At 74.1% G+C, this 16,026-nt stretch carries 18 protein-coding genes and 1 riboswitch; of the genes, 12 read left to right on the plus strand and 6 right to left on the minus strand.

Annotation, left to right across the window (positions count from 1 at the left end):
- Positions 1-3: 3 nt before the first annotated feature.
- The gene (locus tag A0J59_RS22525) at positions 4-1,731 is read left to right on the plus strand and encodes a PspC domain-containing protein (protein WP_156532804.1); all 1,728 of its coding nucleotides are present in this window, start codon (positions 4-6) and stop codon (positions 1,729-1,731) included.
- Positions 1,731-2,306, plus strand: coding sequence for a hypothetical protein (locus A0J59_RS05020; RefSeq protein ID WP_053369659.1), 576 nt, complete (start codon positions 1,731-1,733; stop codon positions 2,304-2,306). The genes A0J59_RS22525 and A0J59_RS05020 overlap by 1 nt, the downstream gene beginning before the upstream one ends.
- Before the next feature lie 182 nt (positions 2,307-2,488).
- Here the strand turns inward: A0J59_RS05020 and A0J59_RS22610 are convergent, their stop codons facing one another.
- A complete protein-coding gene (locus A0J59_RS22610; protein WP_064315414.1) occupies positions 2,489-3,262 on the minus strand; it encodes a hypothetical protein in 774 nt (257 codons plus the stop codon).
- A 180-nt stretch (positions 3,263-3,442) separates the two neighbouring features.
- On the opposite strand from A0J59_RS22610, the gene A0J59_RS05030 reads away from it, so the two are divergent.
- The 7 genes from A0J59_RS05030 to A0J59_RS05060 all read left to right on the plus strand — a co-directional run bounded on the left by A0J59_RS05030 (position 3,443) and on the right by A0J59_RS05060 (position 8,530).
- Positions 3,443-4,603, plus strand: coding sequence for a glycosyltransferase family 4 protein (locus A0J59_RS05030; RefSeq protein WP_064315435.1), 1,161 nt, complete (start codon positions 3,443-3,445; stop codon positions 4,601-4,603).
- A gap of 237 nt (positions 4,604-4,840) precedes the next feature.
- A complete protein-coding gene (locus tag A0J59_RS05035) occupies positions 4,841-5,503 on the plus strand; it encodes a hypothetical protein (RefSeq protein WP_064315415.1) in 663 nt (220 codons plus the stop codon).
- 335 nt (positions 5,504-5,838) lie between these two features.
- Positions 5,839-6,192 carry a hypothetical protein gene (locus tag A0J59_RS05040; RefSeq protein ID WP_156532806.1) on the plus strand — a complete coding sequence of 118 codons (354 nt, stop codon included), beginning with the start codon at positions 5,839-5,841 and terminating at the stop codon, positions 6,190-6,192.
- Between the two features lie 309 nt (positions 6,193-6,501).
- Positions 6,502-6,789 carry a transposase gene (locus A0J59_RS05045; RefSeq protein ID WP_082918753.1) on the plus strand — a complete coding sequence of 96 codons (288 nt, stop codon included), beginning with the start codon at positions 6,502-6,504 and terminating at the stop codon, positions 6,787-6,789.
- A gap of 77 nt (positions 6,790-6,866) precedes the next feature.
- Complete coding sequence (locus A0J59_RS05050; RefSeq protein WP_220084436.1) at positions 6,867-7,169, plus strand: hypothetical protein; 303 nt, start codon at positions 6,867-6,869, stop codon at positions 7,167-7,169.
- Between the two features lie 320 nt (positions 7,170-7,489).
- Positions 7,490-7,969, plus strand: coding sequence for a hypothetical protein (locus A0J59_RS05055; protein ID WP_156532810.1), 480 nt, complete (start codon positions 7,490-7,492; stop codon positions 7,967-7,969).
- A gap of 75 nt (positions 7,970-8,044) precedes the next feature.
- A complete protein-coding gene (locus A0J59_RS05060; RefSeq protein ID WP_064315419.1) occupies positions 8,045-8,530 on the plus strand; it encodes a hypothetical protein in 486 nt (161 codons plus the stop codon).
- A 74-nt stretch (positions 8,531-8,604) separates the two neighbouring features.
- On the opposite strand, the gene A0J59_RS05065 is transcribed toward A0J59_RS05060, so the two are convergent.
- The 3 genes from A0J59_RS05065 to thiE all read right to left on the minus strand — a co-directional run bounded on the left by A0J59_RS05065 (position 8,605) and on the right by thiE (position 11,498).
- Entirely contained in the window at positions 8,605-9,039 is a 435-nt protein-coding gene (locus A0J59_RS05065) for a DUF6188 family protein (RefSeq protein ID WP_053369653.1), read from the minus strand.
- Between the two features lie 85 nt (positions 9,040-9,124).
- Positions 9,125-10,738, minus strand: coding sequence for a glutamine-hydrolyzing GMP synthase (guaA, locus tag A0J59_RS05070; protein ID WP_064315436.1), 1,614 nt, complete (start codon positions 10,736-10,738; stop codon positions 9,125-9,127).
- 43 nt (positions 10,739-10,781) lie between these two features.
- A complete protein-coding gene (gene thiE, locus A0J59_RS05075; RefSeq protein WP_047233068.1) occupies positions 10,782-11,498 on the minus strand; it encodes a thiamine phosphate synthase in 717 nt (238 codons plus the stop codon).
- Positions 11,499-11,550: 52 nt separating this feature from the next.
- Positions 11,551-11,631, plus strand: a riboswitch (TPP riboswitch).
- 4 nt (positions 11,632-11,635) lie between these two features.
- Here thiE and thiO point away from each other — a divergent pair.
- The 3 genes from thiO to A0J59_RS05090 all read left to right on the plus strand — a co-directional run bounded on the left by thiO (position 11,636) and on the right by A0J59_RS05090 (position 14,100).
- Positions 11,636-13,009: a glycine oxidase ThiO gene (gene thiO / locus A0J59_RS05080; RefSeq protein WP_064315420.1), complete on the plus strand. Its 1,374-nt coding sequence runs from the start codon at positions 11,636-11,638 to the stop codon at positions 13,007-13,009.
- 5 nt (positions 13,010-13,014) lie between these two features.
- The gene (thiS, locus tag A0J59_RS05085; RefSeq protein WP_047233067.1) at positions 13,015-13,248 is read left to right on the plus strand and encodes a sulfur carrier protein ThiS; all 234 of its coding nucleotides are present in this window, start codon (positions 13,015-13,017) and stop codon (positions 13,246-13,248) included.
- A 108-nt stretch (positions 13,249-13,356) separates the two neighbouring features.
- On the plus strand, positions 13,357-14,100 hold the full coding sequence (locus tag A0J59_RS05090) for a thiazole synthase (protein WP_064315437.1): 744 nt from the start codon (positions 13,357-13,359) through the stop codon (positions 14,098-14,100).
- Between the two features lie 100 nt (positions 14,101-14,200).
- On the opposite strand, the gene A0J59_RS05095 is transcribed toward A0J59_RS05090, so the two are convergent.
- On the minus strand, positions 14,201-15,469 hold the full coding sequence (locus tag A0J59_RS05095) for a ThiF family adenylyltransferase (RefSeq protein WP_064315421.1): 1,269 nt from the start codon (positions 15,467-15,469) through the stop codon (positions 14,201-14,203).
- The gene (locus tag A0J59_RS05100; protein WP_082918754.1) at positions 15,466-15,906 is read right to left on the minus strand and encodes a DUF3817 domain-containing protein; all 441 of its coding nucleotides are present in this window, start codon (positions 15,904-15,906) and stop codon (positions 15,466-15,468) included. The genes A0J59_RS05095 and A0J59_RS05100 overlap by 4 nt, the downstream gene beginning before the upstream one ends.
- Positions 15,907-16,026 lie beyond the last annotated feature (120 nt).

The following is a 16,026-nucleotide window of genomic DNA, read 5'->3' on the forward strand; positions in this document are numbered from 1 at the left end:
GTCATGAGCACTCCCGACCTTCCCGGACCCGGCACCCAGCCCGGGCCTTCCGGCGGCGCCGCCGACACGTCCGGCGCACCGCCGGGCACCGTCCCTCCCGGGGCGAGCGGTCCCCGCCCCGCGTGGGGCGGCCCCGCCGGCCCGACCGACCCCGGCCAGAGTCCGCCGCAGGGCCCCCCGCAGGGTCCGCAGCAGGCCCCCGGCGCGACCCGCCCGAACGGCACCGACGGCTTCTTCGACGCCGTCCGACGCGTGGGCATCTACCGCGGGGACGACCGGTGGATCGGTGGTGTCGCGTCCGGCGTCGCCGAGCGGTTCGGGATCGACCCGCTCATCGTGCGCGGGCTCCTGTTCGTGACGTTCTTCCTCTCGGGCGCCGGGCTCGTCCTGTACGGCGCCGCGTGGGCGCTGCTCCCGGAGCGCCGCGACGGCCGCATCCACCTCCAGGAGGCGTTCCGCGGCAACGTGGACGTCGCGCTGCTCGGCGCGGCCGCGTTCGTCGTCGTCGGGTTCTCCTGGGGCGGCGGCTGGTGGTCGTGGTGGGACGCGCTCCACCTCGGATGGCTGACCGGCCTGTTCTGGGTCGCGGCGTTCGTCACCGTGGCGGTCGTCGTGGTCTCCGCGCTCACGCAGCGCGGCCCCCGGGGACCTCAGGGCACGCCGCAGGCTCCCCCGTGGCCGGGCGGCCCGGGCGCTCCCGGCGCCGGTGGTCCCGGGACCACCGGGCACGGTGGACCTGGCTACGGTCCGGGCGCACCGGGCCACGGTCCCGGCGCTGCCGGTGGCGGCCCCACGCCGACCGACGCCCCGTGGGGCTCCCCCGGGACGCCGTCGGGTACCGCGCCGTCGGGGCCCCAGGACCGGGTGCCCTGGTCCGCCGAGGCGAGCCCGTACGCCTCGACCGCGCCGGGCGTCACCGCGCCCCTTCCCCCGTACGCCCCGGGCGCACCGCTCGGCGCGACCCCCACCGTTCCGCAGCGGGCGCACCAGGGACCGCGGAACCCGTCCGCGCAGCAGCCCCCGAGGCCTCCGCGCGCCCCCCAGCCGCCGAAGCCCCCGCGACCGCGGGGTCCCGGGGCGACCACGACGGGCGTGGTCGTCGGCCTGAGCCTCCTGCTCGGCGCGTTCCTCCTCGTCGTCGAGCGCCAGGGCGAGCTGCCCTGGCCCGTGTTCCTCACCTGGGCGGGGCTGTCCGGGATCCTCGCGGGCCTCGCGATCGTCGTGAGCGGCCTGCGTGGGCGCACGAGCGGCGGCCTCGGGTGGCTCGCGGTGCTCCTGCTGGTCGTCGCCCTCCCGGCGTCCGCCTGGCGGTCGGCCCCGTTCACGTTCTTCCTGGACGACTCGGTACGGACCGTCACGGACGGCACGCACCGCGTGACCGACCCGGACGTGGCCGAGGAGGGGTTCGGCGTGACGTTCGGCGACCCGACGATCGACCTCTCCGGGCTCGACCTGTCCGACGCGTCCGGCACCTCTCCCGTCGAGGTCCCGATCCAGCTCGGCGCCGGGGACGCGACCGTCGTCGTGCCCGACGGCGTCCCGGTGCGCGCGGAGGTCCAGGTGCTCGCGGGGAACGCCCGCTGGTACGTCGACGGTGACCGGCAGGAGATCGGCGGCGTCAGCACGCAGCCGGTCACGTTCGACAACGACGAGGTCCAGTCCGGCGACGACCCGCTGCTCGTGCTGCGGATCGAGGTCGGCGCCGGCCAGATCACGATCGAGGAGGACTGATGAACGACTCAGCACGCCGCGACGACGACACGCGGCCGCTCGGCGACGAGCTGTTCGACACCCCGCAGGCCCGGGACGCGGAGGCGGACGCCCACCCGACGGTGCCGCTGTCCACCGAGCCTCCGGCCACGGAGCCGCTCGCCGCGCGGTCGGTGTCCGACCCGCGTCCCACGGAGCCCCTGCCCGCCGCGCGGGCGCAGGACGGGGAGACCTCCGTCCTGGACGTGCCTGGACCGGCAGCCCCCGCGCACCCGCTCGCCGCTCCCGGGGGCCCGACGACGTCCGGCCCGACCTCCGGCGCGGTCCCGCCCGCGGGGCCGTCCCTCTCGGGGACGTCCTCGGCGCCCACCGTGCCCGCCGCACCCGTCGAACCCCCGCCGCCCGTCCGGCGCGGCCCTCGCGTCTCCACGATCGTGTGGGGCTTCGTCATCGTCGCGTTCGGCGTCGTGGTCCTCGCCGCCGCGCTCGGCGCGCGGGTCGACCTCGGGCTGGCCACGATCGTCGTGCTCGCCGCGGCGGGTCTCACGCTCGTGGTCGGTTCGATCGTCTCGGGGGCCCGGCGCCGGCGAGGCTGAGCGCGGTCCGGACTCCCGCACGGGCGACCGCGGGCGAGAGACGGCGGGCCGAGACACAGCGAGGGGCCGTGGCACGCGTGCCACGGCCCCTCGCTGTGTCCGAGCGACGCCGCCCCTCGCGCTCTCCCCGGTGCGACCCGGCGGGAACGGGACCTCGGCGTCCGGACGGACCGCCGGGACGATCAGGGGGTGGGCTCGTCACGCCGGCGCTCGGGCGGGGTGCCCGTGGGGCCGGTCGTGGGCGTCGTGGTGTCGGGCGACGCGGCCGGCGACGCTCCCGGGGCGGACGGGGTGCCCGTCCCCGCCGCGCCCGTCGGCTCGACCGGCGTCGCGGCCGCACGAGCCTCGGCTCCGGGTGTCGAGAGCGCGGACGTGCGGCCCGGCGCCTCGACCGGGCGCGTGGGCTCCGGGCGGACCGGCGGCGCGGTCGGCGCGGGCTCCGCGTGCGAGGGGGCGGCGTGGCGACCCGCGTCCGACAGGTCGCCCGACGACGTGTACGCGCCCGGCGTCTCGACGGCCACGCTGGGGCCGCCCGCGAGCCGCCGGAGCGCGATGCCGACGAGGATGAACAGGATGCCGAGCCCCATGACCAGGGCGCACACCCCGAACGCGACGACGGACGTGAACAGCGACGCCCGCAGGAACGACGCCGTCATGACGGTCTGCCGCGTCGGGTCGTCCTGATCGAGCTCGGCGTACGTCTGGCCGCCGCTCGCCTCGAGCGCGTGCTTGTTGATGACCTCGGCCTGCGCGTACGCGGTGAGCGGACCGTTGACGTGGCGGCCCGCCAGGAACGACGCGTCGTCCGAGACGGTGATCTCCTCGGCGGACAGCTGGTTCGCCACCACGATCCAGGTGCCGATGCCCGCGAGGAGGAGGACGATGCCGGCGATGATCGACACGAGGCCGATGCCTCGCGCCCCCTTGGCCGGCGTGACGGTGACGGTGCTCGACATGGCGCGTTCTCCCCTTCGTCAGGACCCACCTGCTGCCGCACCACGGTCCGCGACCCGCGGGCGCGGGTCCGCCGCAGGGCGGTCGAACCACCCATACGGGACCCACGGTAGCGACGACGACGACGGACCGCGCGGCGAACGCGCACCTCAGCGCCATGAACGGATGGGAGGATGCCGTCCGTGCGCATCACCCACCTGACGGACTGCTACCTCCCCCTGCTCGGCGGGATCGAGACCCAGGTCGCGCGCCTCGCGCAGCAGCAGGCGGCCGCCGGTCACGACGTCGCGGTCGTCTGCACGACGCCAGCGCGCCCCGGCGCGCACGGCGTGTCGACCGAGCGCGACGGCGACGTCACGGTGCACCGGCTCGCCGCGCACGTCCCGGGCGGCTACCCGGTCCACCCGCGCGCGCCGCACCACGTGGCGCGGATCCTGCGCGCGGACCGGCCCGACGTCGTGCACCTCCACATGGGCGTGCTCACGCCCTCGACCCAGGCGTCGCTGCGCACGGTCGTGCGCGCGGGGCTGCCCGCGGTGCTCACCGTGCACAGCGTCTGGGGTGGGGCGGAGAAGGCGTTCGCCGGCCTCGACCGCGTCGTGCGGTGGTCACGCTGGCCCGTGCTGTGGTCGGCGGTGAGCGAGCTGACCGCCGCTCCCCTGCGCCGCATCGTCGGCGACCACGGCGAGGTCGTGGTGCTGCACAACGGCCTCGACCTCGACGCGTGGCGCGTGCCACGCACCGAGCGCGCCGACCGCATGGAGGGCGCGGCCGTCCACGTCGTCGCGGCGACGCGGTTCGCGCCGCGCAAGCGCGTGCTGCCGCTCCTCGACGTCGTGCGCGACGCCGTCGCGCGCCTCCCCGAGGGCGCGCTCCACGTGACGCTCGCCGGGGACGGCCCCGAGCTGGCCGACGCCCGGCGCTTCGTCGCGGAGCACGGGCTGGGGTCGGTCGTGTCGCTCCCCGGCCGCCTCGACGCGACGGGGCTCAAGCGGCTCTACGCGCGCGCCGACGTGTTCGCCGCGCCCGCCGTCGAGGAGGCGTTCGGGATCGCGGCGCTCGAGGGCCAGGCTGCCGGTCTCGCCATCCTGACCCGCTCGCAGTCGGGCGTCGCGGAACGCCTCACGGACGGCGTCGACGCGCTCCTCGCGGACGACGACGCCGGGCTCACGGACGCCCTGGTGCGCCTCGCGACCGAGGACGGCCTGCTCGACCGGATCGTCGCGCACAACCGCGACGTGCCGTCGTCAGCGGGCTGGCCGCGCGTGCTCGCCGACGTGCAGGCCGCATACGAACGGGCTGCGGCGATCGCTGTTGCTCGTCGAGACCGTCCACCCCGCTAGGACGTGTCTGCCCAACCCCATCGATCCCCACACTCGTGTGGCGTCAGGAGATACGTCAGGCAGCCGCTGGTTCCGAGGCAGGACTCATGCACGTGACGCTTCGTCCCACGCCGCCGCTCCTACCGACCCGACGTTCGCAGGTGGGGTCGCCGGCGCGCATGGTGCGAGGTTGGGCGATCCACCGCTGATCCTGTGAAGACCCGCCGGTGCTGGATCGTCCGGCCCTATCGTTGCCGCGTGGCAGACACGGGCTCGACTCCGCGCTCCGGAGCGCACCTCGTTCTCGCGACCGCGACGATCCTCGTCCTCGTCATCGGCGTCGCTGCTCTCTCGGCGCTGTTCGTCGGGCGAGCGGTGAACCAGACGCTCCCGTTCGACATCGGGGCCCACTCGGGGGTCGTCGACGCCGAAGCCGTCGCCGAAGCCGTTGCCGACCTCGACGGCGTGGACTCGGTCTCTGTCGAGAAGGTCCCCGGAGACACCTTCGTGCCCACCCTTGGACTCGTCATCGTGCACACCGACGAGCCCTGGAACCAGGTCGACATCAGACGGCTCGCGACCCCCCTGAGGGACCATGCCGCACCGTTCAACCCCTCTCGCCCCGTCCATGTCGCGATAGCCACGCCCAAGGCGTTCATCGCCGTCTCCGGCGACATCGACGACAACGCCGCCCGGATCGAAGCCGCCGACGAGGCCCTGGATGCCGGGGCCTTGGCGGTGCACGTCGCGCCGCACAACTTCGACGTCATGGAGTGGTCGGCGCAAGGATCAGGCAGCCCCGCGCTGGTCATGGCGGTCCCGCGTGCGGGTGCGGATCCTCGCGACCTCCAGGATGCGCTAGGACCCGAGGTGGTGATCGCCGACGACGTGCGGTGGGTGGAGTCGGGACAGGGCGACTAGGTCGTGTTGCCAAGGCGTTTCGCGTGGACGTCAGGCTCGTCGGCGGGGGTCTCGCACCGGGAATCTGAACTCGGCCGTGCGACGGACCTCTCGCAGTGCGGCTAGACAGGCTTTCATGAGCCCACACTCTGTTGCGGGCTTGCTCAGGCGTGAACTCCTCCCCCGTGCATTCGCGCGTAGTGCGTCTCGACCGGAGCTGCTGCCGTCACGGCAGCCCGCTCCGCTACAGTCCGAGCATGTCGAGGTTGATGTGGCGGTGCTGCAGCGTTGTCGTCGCAGTAGTTGCTAGTGGTGCTGCCTTGGGCGGTTGCGCCGGGGTACCCAATGGTTCACTGGTGGCCGCACCGGCCGCCGATGCCACGCCAGCCCAGGTGGTCCAAGCGGTTGTCGACGCTGTGAACGACCGCGACGCGGAGCTTGTCGCCGAGATGACGACGCCTGACTTCCGCGACCACCTAGAACGGACCTGGCTTGCCCGCGGGTACCTTACCGACGCAACCATCGGCTCGACGCGCGATGACGCCGGCGCAGGAACTGCGTACAGCGAGGCGAACACTGCCGCGGTGACCCTGACATTCACGCCCGAGCAGGCCGACATCTCGATGACGAACGGAGAGCCGATCACCTGGGCCGCCTTGCTCGTAGAGCAGGACGGCCGCTGGGTGGTCTTTGACATGGGAGCAGGCTAGGACGTCCTGATGGGCGCGTATTGGCGTCGTGTCGCGTGACGTGATGACAGATGAGGTGTGGTCCGTGCTGGGACCAGTGTTCCCGGGCATGATCGCACGATTGTCGAGTCGATCGACGCGACCCGGTCGACATTGCCCGCCTCAGGGCCGCGCCCTGGCGTTCGTCCTGACCGGCGGCCAGGCGGCGGGCACCACGATGCCGACCGACCCGCTCGACGAGATCCACGTCGCCGGCGCGACCAGACGACCACGTCAACGCCTCGACCACCTCCTGGCCGACAAGGGATACCCATCCAGAGCGAACCGGGCATGGCTGCGCGAGCGCGGCATCGCGGCATCGCGGCGACGATCTCGGAACGCGACGACCAGATCGCCCACCGCCGCAACCGACCCGGACGACCGATCGACGTTGGCGACGAGCAGCAGCAGCGCTACCGGGGCCGCAACGTCGTCGAGCGCTGCTTCAACAGGCCCAAGCAGCGGTGCGGGCTCGCGATGCGTTCAGACAGGACCGCCCGCAACTACCACTCCGGCCAGTGCCTCGCCGCCACGCTCCACTGGCTCACCAGCAGCTTGAGCGACACGGCCTCGGTGTGATGTCCAGGGAGGGTGAACCGATGGCACGATTCGAAGTTGTCGTCCAAGGAGTCGGGGCACAAGCCGAGGGAGAGAGCGTGGACACGGCGTCTGCAGGGATCCCGCTCGCCACGATCCTCGAACGCACCGGAGGCAAGGACGTCTGGCACGTCGAACCGCCTCAGCACCTACGCGACAGGTGGAAGAGCACCTCGGTCGCGATCGGCGACGCCAACCTCGGCGAGATCGCCCGAGCCACGACGATCCCCGTCTCCCTGGAGCATCTGAGGACAAAGGACCCGGCGGCGACGAGAGTCAAGATCCGCTTCGAGGTCTCCTATTCCTCGCCAGCAGAGAGCCGGGTGGTCACGGCGCTCGATGAGAAACCGCAGCTTCGGTGACGCGGCTCGCGACCGGCTTCACCTCGGCCTGGGTAGCGTGCGGAGTTCGTGCGCTCTCCTCCACGGGCTGGTCAAGACTGGTGGTCCTGCGCGGCACCGCGCACAGGCTCCAGGCGGCCTGGCCGCGCTCGCCCCGCCGGTTGGCACTGCTGGGCCTTGCTCGCCCTCTCGGCGCCATGATCCGCCACCACAGCAACGTGGCTGTCGCGCTCAGCCTGGCGCTCCTCCTCTCGGGGTGTCAGGCCGAGCCGTCGGAGTCCGAGGACTTCCGCGCAGCGTACGAACACGGATGGGCCGTCGAGGTCATGCCCGGTGAACCGGTGACCGACGGGCTTGAGGTGCTGTACCTCGACACGCCCGGCGAGGCCACGATCACCGACGTCTCGTTCACCCCGCAGGACAGCGGCGTCGAGATCGTCGGCGTCGCGATCCTCGGTCCCGAGGATCGCGAGATGGGCGCGACGCAGCTCGCCGCCGGCTTCCCACCCGCACCGGCCGAGGTCAGCGCGACCGTCGACACCTACGACGACGCCGTCGGGTACACGGTGACCTACGAGGGATCTCGCGCTCCCGCGGACGACCCCGAGGCGATGGAGGGCTACCAGCTCCTCATCGGCATCGCGGCCGAGACGCTCGGACGCTTCGAGCGGAAGACGATCGAGGTCACGTACGAGATGGACGGCGCTCGGAGGCTGTACTCGATCCCGGCCGAGCTGATCGTGTGCTCGGGCTCTCGGATCGACGCTACGGGCCTTGACTGCGCCGACTCGCCGTCGGTCCCCGTCACCAAGCACGGGTGACGCCTTGCAGATCGCGACCGGCATTCTGTCGTCTCGGGCATCATTCGTGGCAGGTTCTCCAGCGAAGGGGCGTTCATGGACGAGCGCGAGATCGACAAACAGCCTGGACGTGCACGACCTGGGCGGCTGCGTCTGCCCGTCTGGGCCGGGACGATCGTCGTCATCGCGGGCGCGCTCGTGCTCGTCGTGGTCCTGGTCTCACGGTTCTCCTCCGGACCGCGAGCCTGCCCGGCGGTCGGGTACGCCAACCTCCTCGAAGTGGTGCTGACCGGGGACACCGGCGACGTGGCCCACCTCCAGGTGCATGAGGGTGATGAGCACGCGGTCTGGCAGCCGTCGCCTGCGACCGGACCTGACGCGGCAGAGCCATCGGTCCCGCCCCGAGATGGTGACACCTGGACGTTCACCCTCTTCTACCCGCCGGACCAGGTCGGGCTGCGCGCTCTCGACGAGGCCGGAGAGGTCCTCGCCCAGACCGAGAAGAACGTGGACTGGGTTCGCGTCGGAGGCTCCGAGGAGTGCGGCGGTCCGATGGAAGGCCGCATCGGATGGGCGCTCTGAGGCGGTTGAAGCGCTCACACTGCGGCCGGCACCTGCCGCGATCATGGTCTGGCTGCGCACGTCGTGAACTGTGCTCAGCGCTCCCGCGGGCGCCAGGTCGACACCTCTCCACCCGGAGCACAGACGATGCGGAGCCCGTCGTCGGAACTGATCTGCCAGGCCTCTTGTGCGTCGTCGGGGTCGACGCTGAGACCGATCTCGGTGGAGAAGCGCAGGGTGAGGCTGCCCCCGGACACACCGACGTCAAGCACAGACCGACCGAGGCAGGCGAGCAGAGCCCGGGAGACCTGCGGGTCGGTCCACCCATACGCCGCGACCCGATCTCCAGCACCGCCGGCCACGCGAACGACGGACTGTTCGACGTGGACCTCGTGGCAGACCGAGGCGGCGCCTTCACCCCAGAACGAGAGCCGGATGCCGTTGATCGCGATCGCGAACTGCGAGAGAGACGCCCCGCGCAAGCCGGCTTGCGCCAAGCGGTCCGCGACGGAGCCATCCGAGATCACCACAACAGCATCTCAGGCACCCGCACAAGTGCGCCCGGCTCTCGAGGACGAGTGCGCACCAGAGAGTGGGGAGACACCGCCTAGGGGGTCACTCCCACTCGATGGTGCCCGGGGGCTTGCTCGTCACGTCGAGCACGACCCGGTTGACCTCGGCCACCTCGTTGGTGATGCGCGTCGAGATGACGGACAGCACGTCGTAGGGCAGGCGCGTCCAGTCCGCCGTCATCGCGTCCTCGGACGAGACGGGGCGCAGCACGATCGGGTGGCCGTAGGTGCGGCCGTCGCCCTGGACGCCGACCGAGCGCACGTCGGCGAGCAGCACGACGGGGCACTGCCAGATCTCGTTGTCGAGTCCCGCCTTCGTCAGCTCCTCGCGCGCGATCGCGTCGGCGGCGCGCAGCGTCTCCAGGCGGTCCGCCGTGACCTCGCCGACGATGCGGATGCCGAGGCCGGGGCCGGGGAACGGCTGGCGGGCGACGATCTCCTCGGGCACGCCGAGCTCGCGGCCGACCGCGCGGACCTCGTCCTTGAACAGCGTGCGCAGCGGCTCGACGAGCGAGAACTGCAGGTCGTCGGGCAGGCCGCCGACGTTGTGGTGGCTCTTGATGTTCGCCGCGCCCTCGCCGCCGCCGGACTCGACGACGTCCGGGTAGAGCGTGCCCTGGACGAGGAACTTGACCTCGGCCCCGTGCTCGCCCGCGTCCTCGACGATCTGGCGCGCGGAGTCCTCGAACACGCGGATGAACTCGCGGCCGATGATCTTGCGCTTGGTCTCGGGGTCGCTGTGCCCCGCGAGCGCGGTGAGGAACCGCTCCTTCTCGTCGCGGATCACGAGGTTGACGCCCGTCGCCGCGACGAAGTCGCGCTCGATCTGCTCGACCTCGCCCGCGCGCATCAGGCCGTGGTCCACGTGCACGCACGTGAGCTGGTCGCCCACCGCGCGCTGCACGAGCGCCGCCGCGACCGCGGAGTCGACGCCGCCGGAGAGCGCGCAGATCACGCGCGCGTCGCCGACCTGGGCGCGGATCGCCGCGACCTGGTCCGCGATGACGTTGCCCGGCGTCCAGTCCGGGGCCAGTCCGGCGCCCTCGTAGAGGAAGTGCTCCAGCACGGTCTGGCCGTGCGCGGAGTGCTTGACCTCGGGGTGCCACTGCACGCCGTAGAGGCGGCGCGACGTGTCCTCGAACGCCGCGACGGGCGAGCCGGCCGACGTCGCGAGGACCTCGAAGCCCTCGGGCGCGCGGTGCACGGCGTCGCCGTGGCTCATCCACGTGGTCTGGTTCTCGGGGGTCCCGTCGAGCAGCACGCCCGCGGCGCACACCTCGACCTCGGTGCCGCCGTACTCGCGCAGGCCCGTCTGGGCGACCTCGCCACCGAGCGCCTTCGCCATGGCCTGGAAGCCGTAGCAGATGCCCATGACGGGCACGCCGGCCGCGAACAGCGCCGGGTCGACGAACGGGGCGCCGGTCGCGTACACCGACGACGGACCGCCGGAGAGGATGATCGCCACCGGGTCCTTCGCGAGCATCTGCTCGACCGTGAAGGTGTGCGGCACGATCTCGGAGTAGACCTTGGCCTCGCGCACGCGGCGCGCGATGAGCTGCGCGTACTGGGCGCCGAAGTCGACGACGAGCACGGGGCGCGGGGTCGCGGCGACCTCGGCGGTGGTGGGGGTGTCGGGAGCGGTGGCGGGTGACGTCACCGCTCCAGGATAGTCGCCGCGCGGCGCGGTCCCGTCCCGCGTCTCAGGCGCCGGCGGGCTCGGCGGCGCGCTCGGCCACACGCTCGACGATCCGGTCGCGCAGCGCGCGGGCCGCGGCCTCGGGGTCGCTCGCCTGCGTGACCGCCCGCACGACGACGACGCGCGTCGCCCCGGCGTCGAGCACCGCGTCGAGCCGGTCCGCGTCGATCCCGCCGATGGCGAACCACGGCGTGCTCGGCCGCGTCGCGGCGACCGCGCGCAGCAGGTCGAGCCCGACGGCCGCCCGCCCCGGCTTGGTCGGCGTCGCCCACAGGGGTCCGACGCAGAAGTAGTCGACGTCCGGGTCGGCCTCGGCAGCGGCCGCCTGGTCGGCCGAGTGCGTCGACCGGCCGAGCACGGGGCCGCCGCCGAGCAGGGCTCGCACCGCGGGGACGGGCAGGTCCCCCTGACCCATGTGGACGACGGGCGCGCCCGCGAGCTGTGCGACGTCCGCCCGGTCGTTGACCGCCCACAGCGCGCCGTGCTCCGTCGCGACCCGCGCGACAAGCTCCTGGAGCTCGAGCTCGCGCGCGACGTCGAGCGTCTTGTCGCGGAGCTGGACCACGTCGACTCCGCCCGCGAGCGCCGCCCGGAGGAAGTCCTCGAGGTCGCCGCGCTCCTCGCGCGCGTCCGTGCACAGGTAGAGGCGCGCGTCAGCGAGGCGGGTCCGCGCGGCGTCCGGAGCTTGCGGGGCGGGAGTGGCGAAGGTCTCGGTGCTCACCCGCCGGAGCCTAGCGGCGGCCCGTCCGGAGCAGGCGGTACTGTGGCCGACAGCACGGGAGCCCCCCACGGGGGCTGAGAGGGCGTCGGAGCCGACCGTCGAACCTGATCTGGGTCATGCCAGCGAAGGGAGCGCGCATGCACACCCCTGTCCGTCCTGGGCCCCGCCTGCCGGGAGCCGGTCCTGCCGTCCCCGACGGCGCGCGCGACGTCGTCGTCGTGGGTGGCGGGATCGTGGGTCTCGCCGTGGCGTGGCGGGCGGCGCGCGCGGGGCTGACCGTCACGGTGCTCGACCCGTCGCCGGGCGACGGCGCGACGCACGCCGCCGCCGGGATGCTCGCCCCGGTCACGGAGGCCGACTTCGGCGAGGACGACGCGCTGCGCCTGCACCTCGCCGCCGCCGCGGCATGGCCCGGCTTCGCGGCCGACCTGCACGCCGCGACCGGTGCCGACGTCGGCCTGCGCACCGCGGGCACCCTCACGGTCGCGTACGACGGCGACGACCTCGCGCTGCTCCGGCGCCTCCTCGCCCTCCACGCCGCGCACGGCCTCGCGTCGCACGAGCTCACCGTGGCCGACGCCCGTCGGCGCGAGCCCTACCTCGGCCCGCGGGTCGCGGGCGCGGCCTGGGCGCCCGCCGACCACGCGGTCGACCCGCGCGCGACGCACGCGGTGCTGCTCGGCGCGCTCGACGGGGGCGCCGGGCCGGGGACGCTCGCGAGCGCGGACGGCGGTGCCGAGGCGCGCGCCGCCGTCGTGCGGGCGTCGGCGAGGCGGCTCGCGCTCGACCCGTCCGGGCGCGTCCTGGGGGTGCGCGACGACGCGGGCCGGCTCCACGCGGCGGGCGCGGTCGTCGTCGCGGCGGGCTGGGAGTCCGGGGCGCTGCTCGCGGACGTCCCGGGCGTCGTCGTGCCGACGCGGCCGGTCAAGGGGCAGACGCTGCGCCTCGACGCCGGGCCGGACCTCGCGCTCGAGCACGTCGTGCGCGGGGTCGTGCAGGGGCGGCCGGTGTACGTGGTGCCGCGCGACCCCGTACCCGACGGGCAGGGTCACGGCTGCGCGGGGCACCGCGAGGTCGTCGTCGGCGCGACGACCGAGGAGAACCCCGACGACCGCCGCGCGACCGCGGGCGGCGTCTTCGCCCTGCTGCGCGACGCGCGCGCCCTGCTGCCCGGGATCGACGAGGCCGCGCTCGTCGACGTGACGCCCCGAGCACGCCCCGCAACGCCGGACAACCTGCCGCTCGTCGGCCCGACCGGCGTCCCGGGGCTGCACCTGGCGACGGGGCACGGCCGCAACGGCATCCTGCTCGCGCCGCTCACCGCCGACGCGGTCGTCGCCGGCCTCACCGGTGCCGCGCTCCCGGCCGAGGCCACCACCGCCCTCTCCCCGACCCGCACCGACCGCTTCGCCGAACCCGGGGTTGTCCCCGGGTTCGCGTCGGATCCGGGGAACGACCCCGGGTTCGACGCCGCCCGGTCGGCCGCCTTCTCCACCACGACACCGAGGTGATTCCCGTGACCCCACCCGCTCCGACCGCGCTCGTCAACGGCGAGCCGTACCCGCTCGACGCCCCCGTGCACCTCGAGCAGCTCGTCGCGGCGCTCGTCCCCGCGTACGTCGCCGACGGGACGCCGCAAGGAGTTGCCGTCGCGGTGGGCGACGCCGTGGTGCCGCGCGGCTCGTGGGCGACGACCGTCGTCGCGCCCGGCGACCGCATCGAGATCGTCACCGCCGTCCAGGGCGGCTGAGGAGGACCCGTGACCACGACCGACATCTCCCCCGCGCCCACGAGCCGGCCGTCCGACGGCGACGACCCGCTCGTCGTCGCCGGCACGACCATCGGGTCGCGCCTCGTCATGGGCACCGGCGGGGCGGCGAACCTGCTCACGCTCGAGGACGCGCTCGTCGCGTCGGGCACCGCGCTGACGACCGTCGCGATGCGCCGCGTCGCCGTGCGCGCCGGCGGGGAGGCGAGCCCTGACTCGGGGATCTGGGCGCTCCTCGCGCGCCTCGGCATCCGCGCGCTGCCCAACACGGCCGGGTGCTTCTCGGTGCGCGAGGCCGTGCTCACCGCGCACCTCGCGCGCGAGGCGTGCGGCACCGAGTGGGTCAAGCTCGAGGTGATCGCCGACGACGTCACGCTCCTGCCCGACCCCGTCGGGCTCGTCGAGGCGGCCGAGCAGCTCGTGCGCGACGGGTTCGTCGTGCTGCCCTACACGAACGACGACCCGATCCTCGCGCGCCGGCTCGAGGACGTCGGGTGCGCCGCCGTCATGCCCCTCGGCGCGCCGATCGGCACCGGCCTCGGCATCCTCAACCCCCGCAACATCGAGGCGATCGCCGCCGCAGCCCGGGTGCCTGTGATCCTCGACGCGGGGATCGGCACGGCGTCCGACGCCGCGCAGGCGATGGAGCTCGGGTGCGACGGCGTCCTGCTCGCCACCGCCGTCACGCGCGCCGCCGACCCGGTCCGCATGGCGCACGCGATGCGCCTCGCGGTCGAGTCGGGCCGTCTGGCCGCCGGCGCCGGCCGCATCCCCCGCCGCGAGGGCGCCCTCGCGAGCTCGTCGCCGGACGGCCGCCTCGACCTCGCCCTCTGACTCCGGCGACCAGGCCACCCCGACATGCCGGACAGGCCGTCCTGGCTCGTCAGCCGACCAGGACGCGCCACGATCACCTGTTCGGCACGGGGGGCGCGGCCTACGTGGCCGGGGAGGGCGCCGCGAGGGCGTCGAGGAGGGCGGGGACGCCGCCGACCACCGAGCGGGCGTCGATCCCCGCCGCGCGGGCGACGTCGGCGACGCGGGCCGAGCGGGCGCCGACCGCGCACAGGACGAGCACGGTTCGGTCCGTCGGGAGGGCCGCGAGCGCCGCGGCGGGGTCGCCCGTGAGGAACGTCCCGCTCGGCACGAGGGTCGACCCGGGCAGGGGACGCACCTGCGCCTCCCAGTCCTCGCGCACGTCGAGGAGGTACGGCGCCGCGCCGTCGTGACCCAGCAGGGCCGCGGCGTCGCGGGCGGCGACGTCGCGCTCCCCCGCGACCGGCTTGCTGCCCGACGTCGCCGGGGCGAGCCCGCAGAACGCGGCGTAGGCGTCGTCGCCCGGCAGGAGCGCGGTGACGGGCTCGCGCGTCGGGTCGGCGCGCACGGTGAGCTGGCGCCACGAGAGCTCGAGCGCGTCGTAGACGGCGAGGCGGCCCAGCAGCGTCGTCCCGGCACCGGTGACGAGCTTGATCGCCTCGGTCGCCATGACGGAGCCGACGGTCCCGCACATCGCGCCGAACACCCCGCCGGTCGCGCAGTCGGGCGCGGCACCGGGCGGCGGCGGGACGGGGAACACGTCGCGGTACGTGACGCCTCGCCCCTCGCCGTCCCCGGGGCCGACGGGAGCCGCGCCGCCCGGGAGCGGGACGTCGTCGGGCACCGCGAACCGCGGCGCGCCCCAGAAGACGCTGACCTGTCCCTGGAAGCGGTAGATCGAGCCCCAGACCACGGGGAGGCCGAGGACCTCGGCCGCGTCGGAGACGAGGTAGCGCGTGGGGAAGTTGTCGGCGCCGTCGAGCACGACGTCGTAGCCGCGCAGCACGTCGAGCGCGGTGTCCGCGTCGAGGCGCAGCGCGTGCTCGACGACGCGCACGTGCGGGTTGACGTCGGCGATCGCGTCGCGCGCGGAGTCGACCTTGCGACGGCCGACGTCGGAGCCGCCGTGGATCACCTGGCGCTGGAGGTTGGACGTGTCGACGACGTCGTCGTCGACGATGCCGATCGTGCCGACGCCCGCGGCGGCGAGGTAGAGCAGCGCGGGGCTGCCGAGGCCGCCCGCGCCGACGACGAGCACGCGCGCGGCAGCGAGACGACGCTGGCCCTCGGGGCCGACGCCGGGCAGGGCGAGGTGGCGCGCGTACCGCTCGAGCTCGGCGGTGGTCAGCTCGGGACCGGGCGCGACGAGGGGCGCGAGGGCCGCCGTCATGACGCGTACTGCTCCTCCAGGACGGCGAGCTTGGCCTCGGCCTCGGCGTGCACCTTCTTCTCGAGGATGAACGACATGACCGGCACGACGCCCGCGAAGACCATGGTCGCGAGCCGGCCCCAGCCCCAGCGCATCTTGGTCCACAGGTCGAGCACCGTGACGAGGTAGACCACGTAGATCCAGCCGTGCGCGAAGGGGATCCAGGAGACGTACCGCATGATCCCGTCGACGTCGGCGAACTGGCCGACCCCGTACTTGACGAGCATCTCGACGCACAGGATGAGCAGCATGACACCCGTGATGATCGCGAGGACCCGGTAGCGGGCGAGCGCGCCGCGCGCCTTGCGGATCGCGGTGCGCGCGGCCTCCGTGCTCGGCGTGGCCACGTCGGCGGGCGCGTCGGTCGGGGTGGTCGTGGCCGGGTCCTGCGTGGTCATGGGGGAGGTCCTCGTTCCGGGCGAGACGGCCGCGGCGGTCCCTGCCGCGCGCGGTGGCGTGCGACGCGGTCGCAGCGGTTAAAGCGTCGCCGCGTGTCGGACGCCGAACCTAGGGTAGAA

This window comes from Cellulosimicrobium sp. I38E (genome assembly GCF_001647255.1).
In the GTDB taxonomy this organism is placed as follows: domain Bacteria; phylum Actinomycetota; class Actinomycetes; order Actinomycetales; family Cellulomonadaceae; genus Cellulosimicrobium; species Cellulosimicrobium cellulans_E.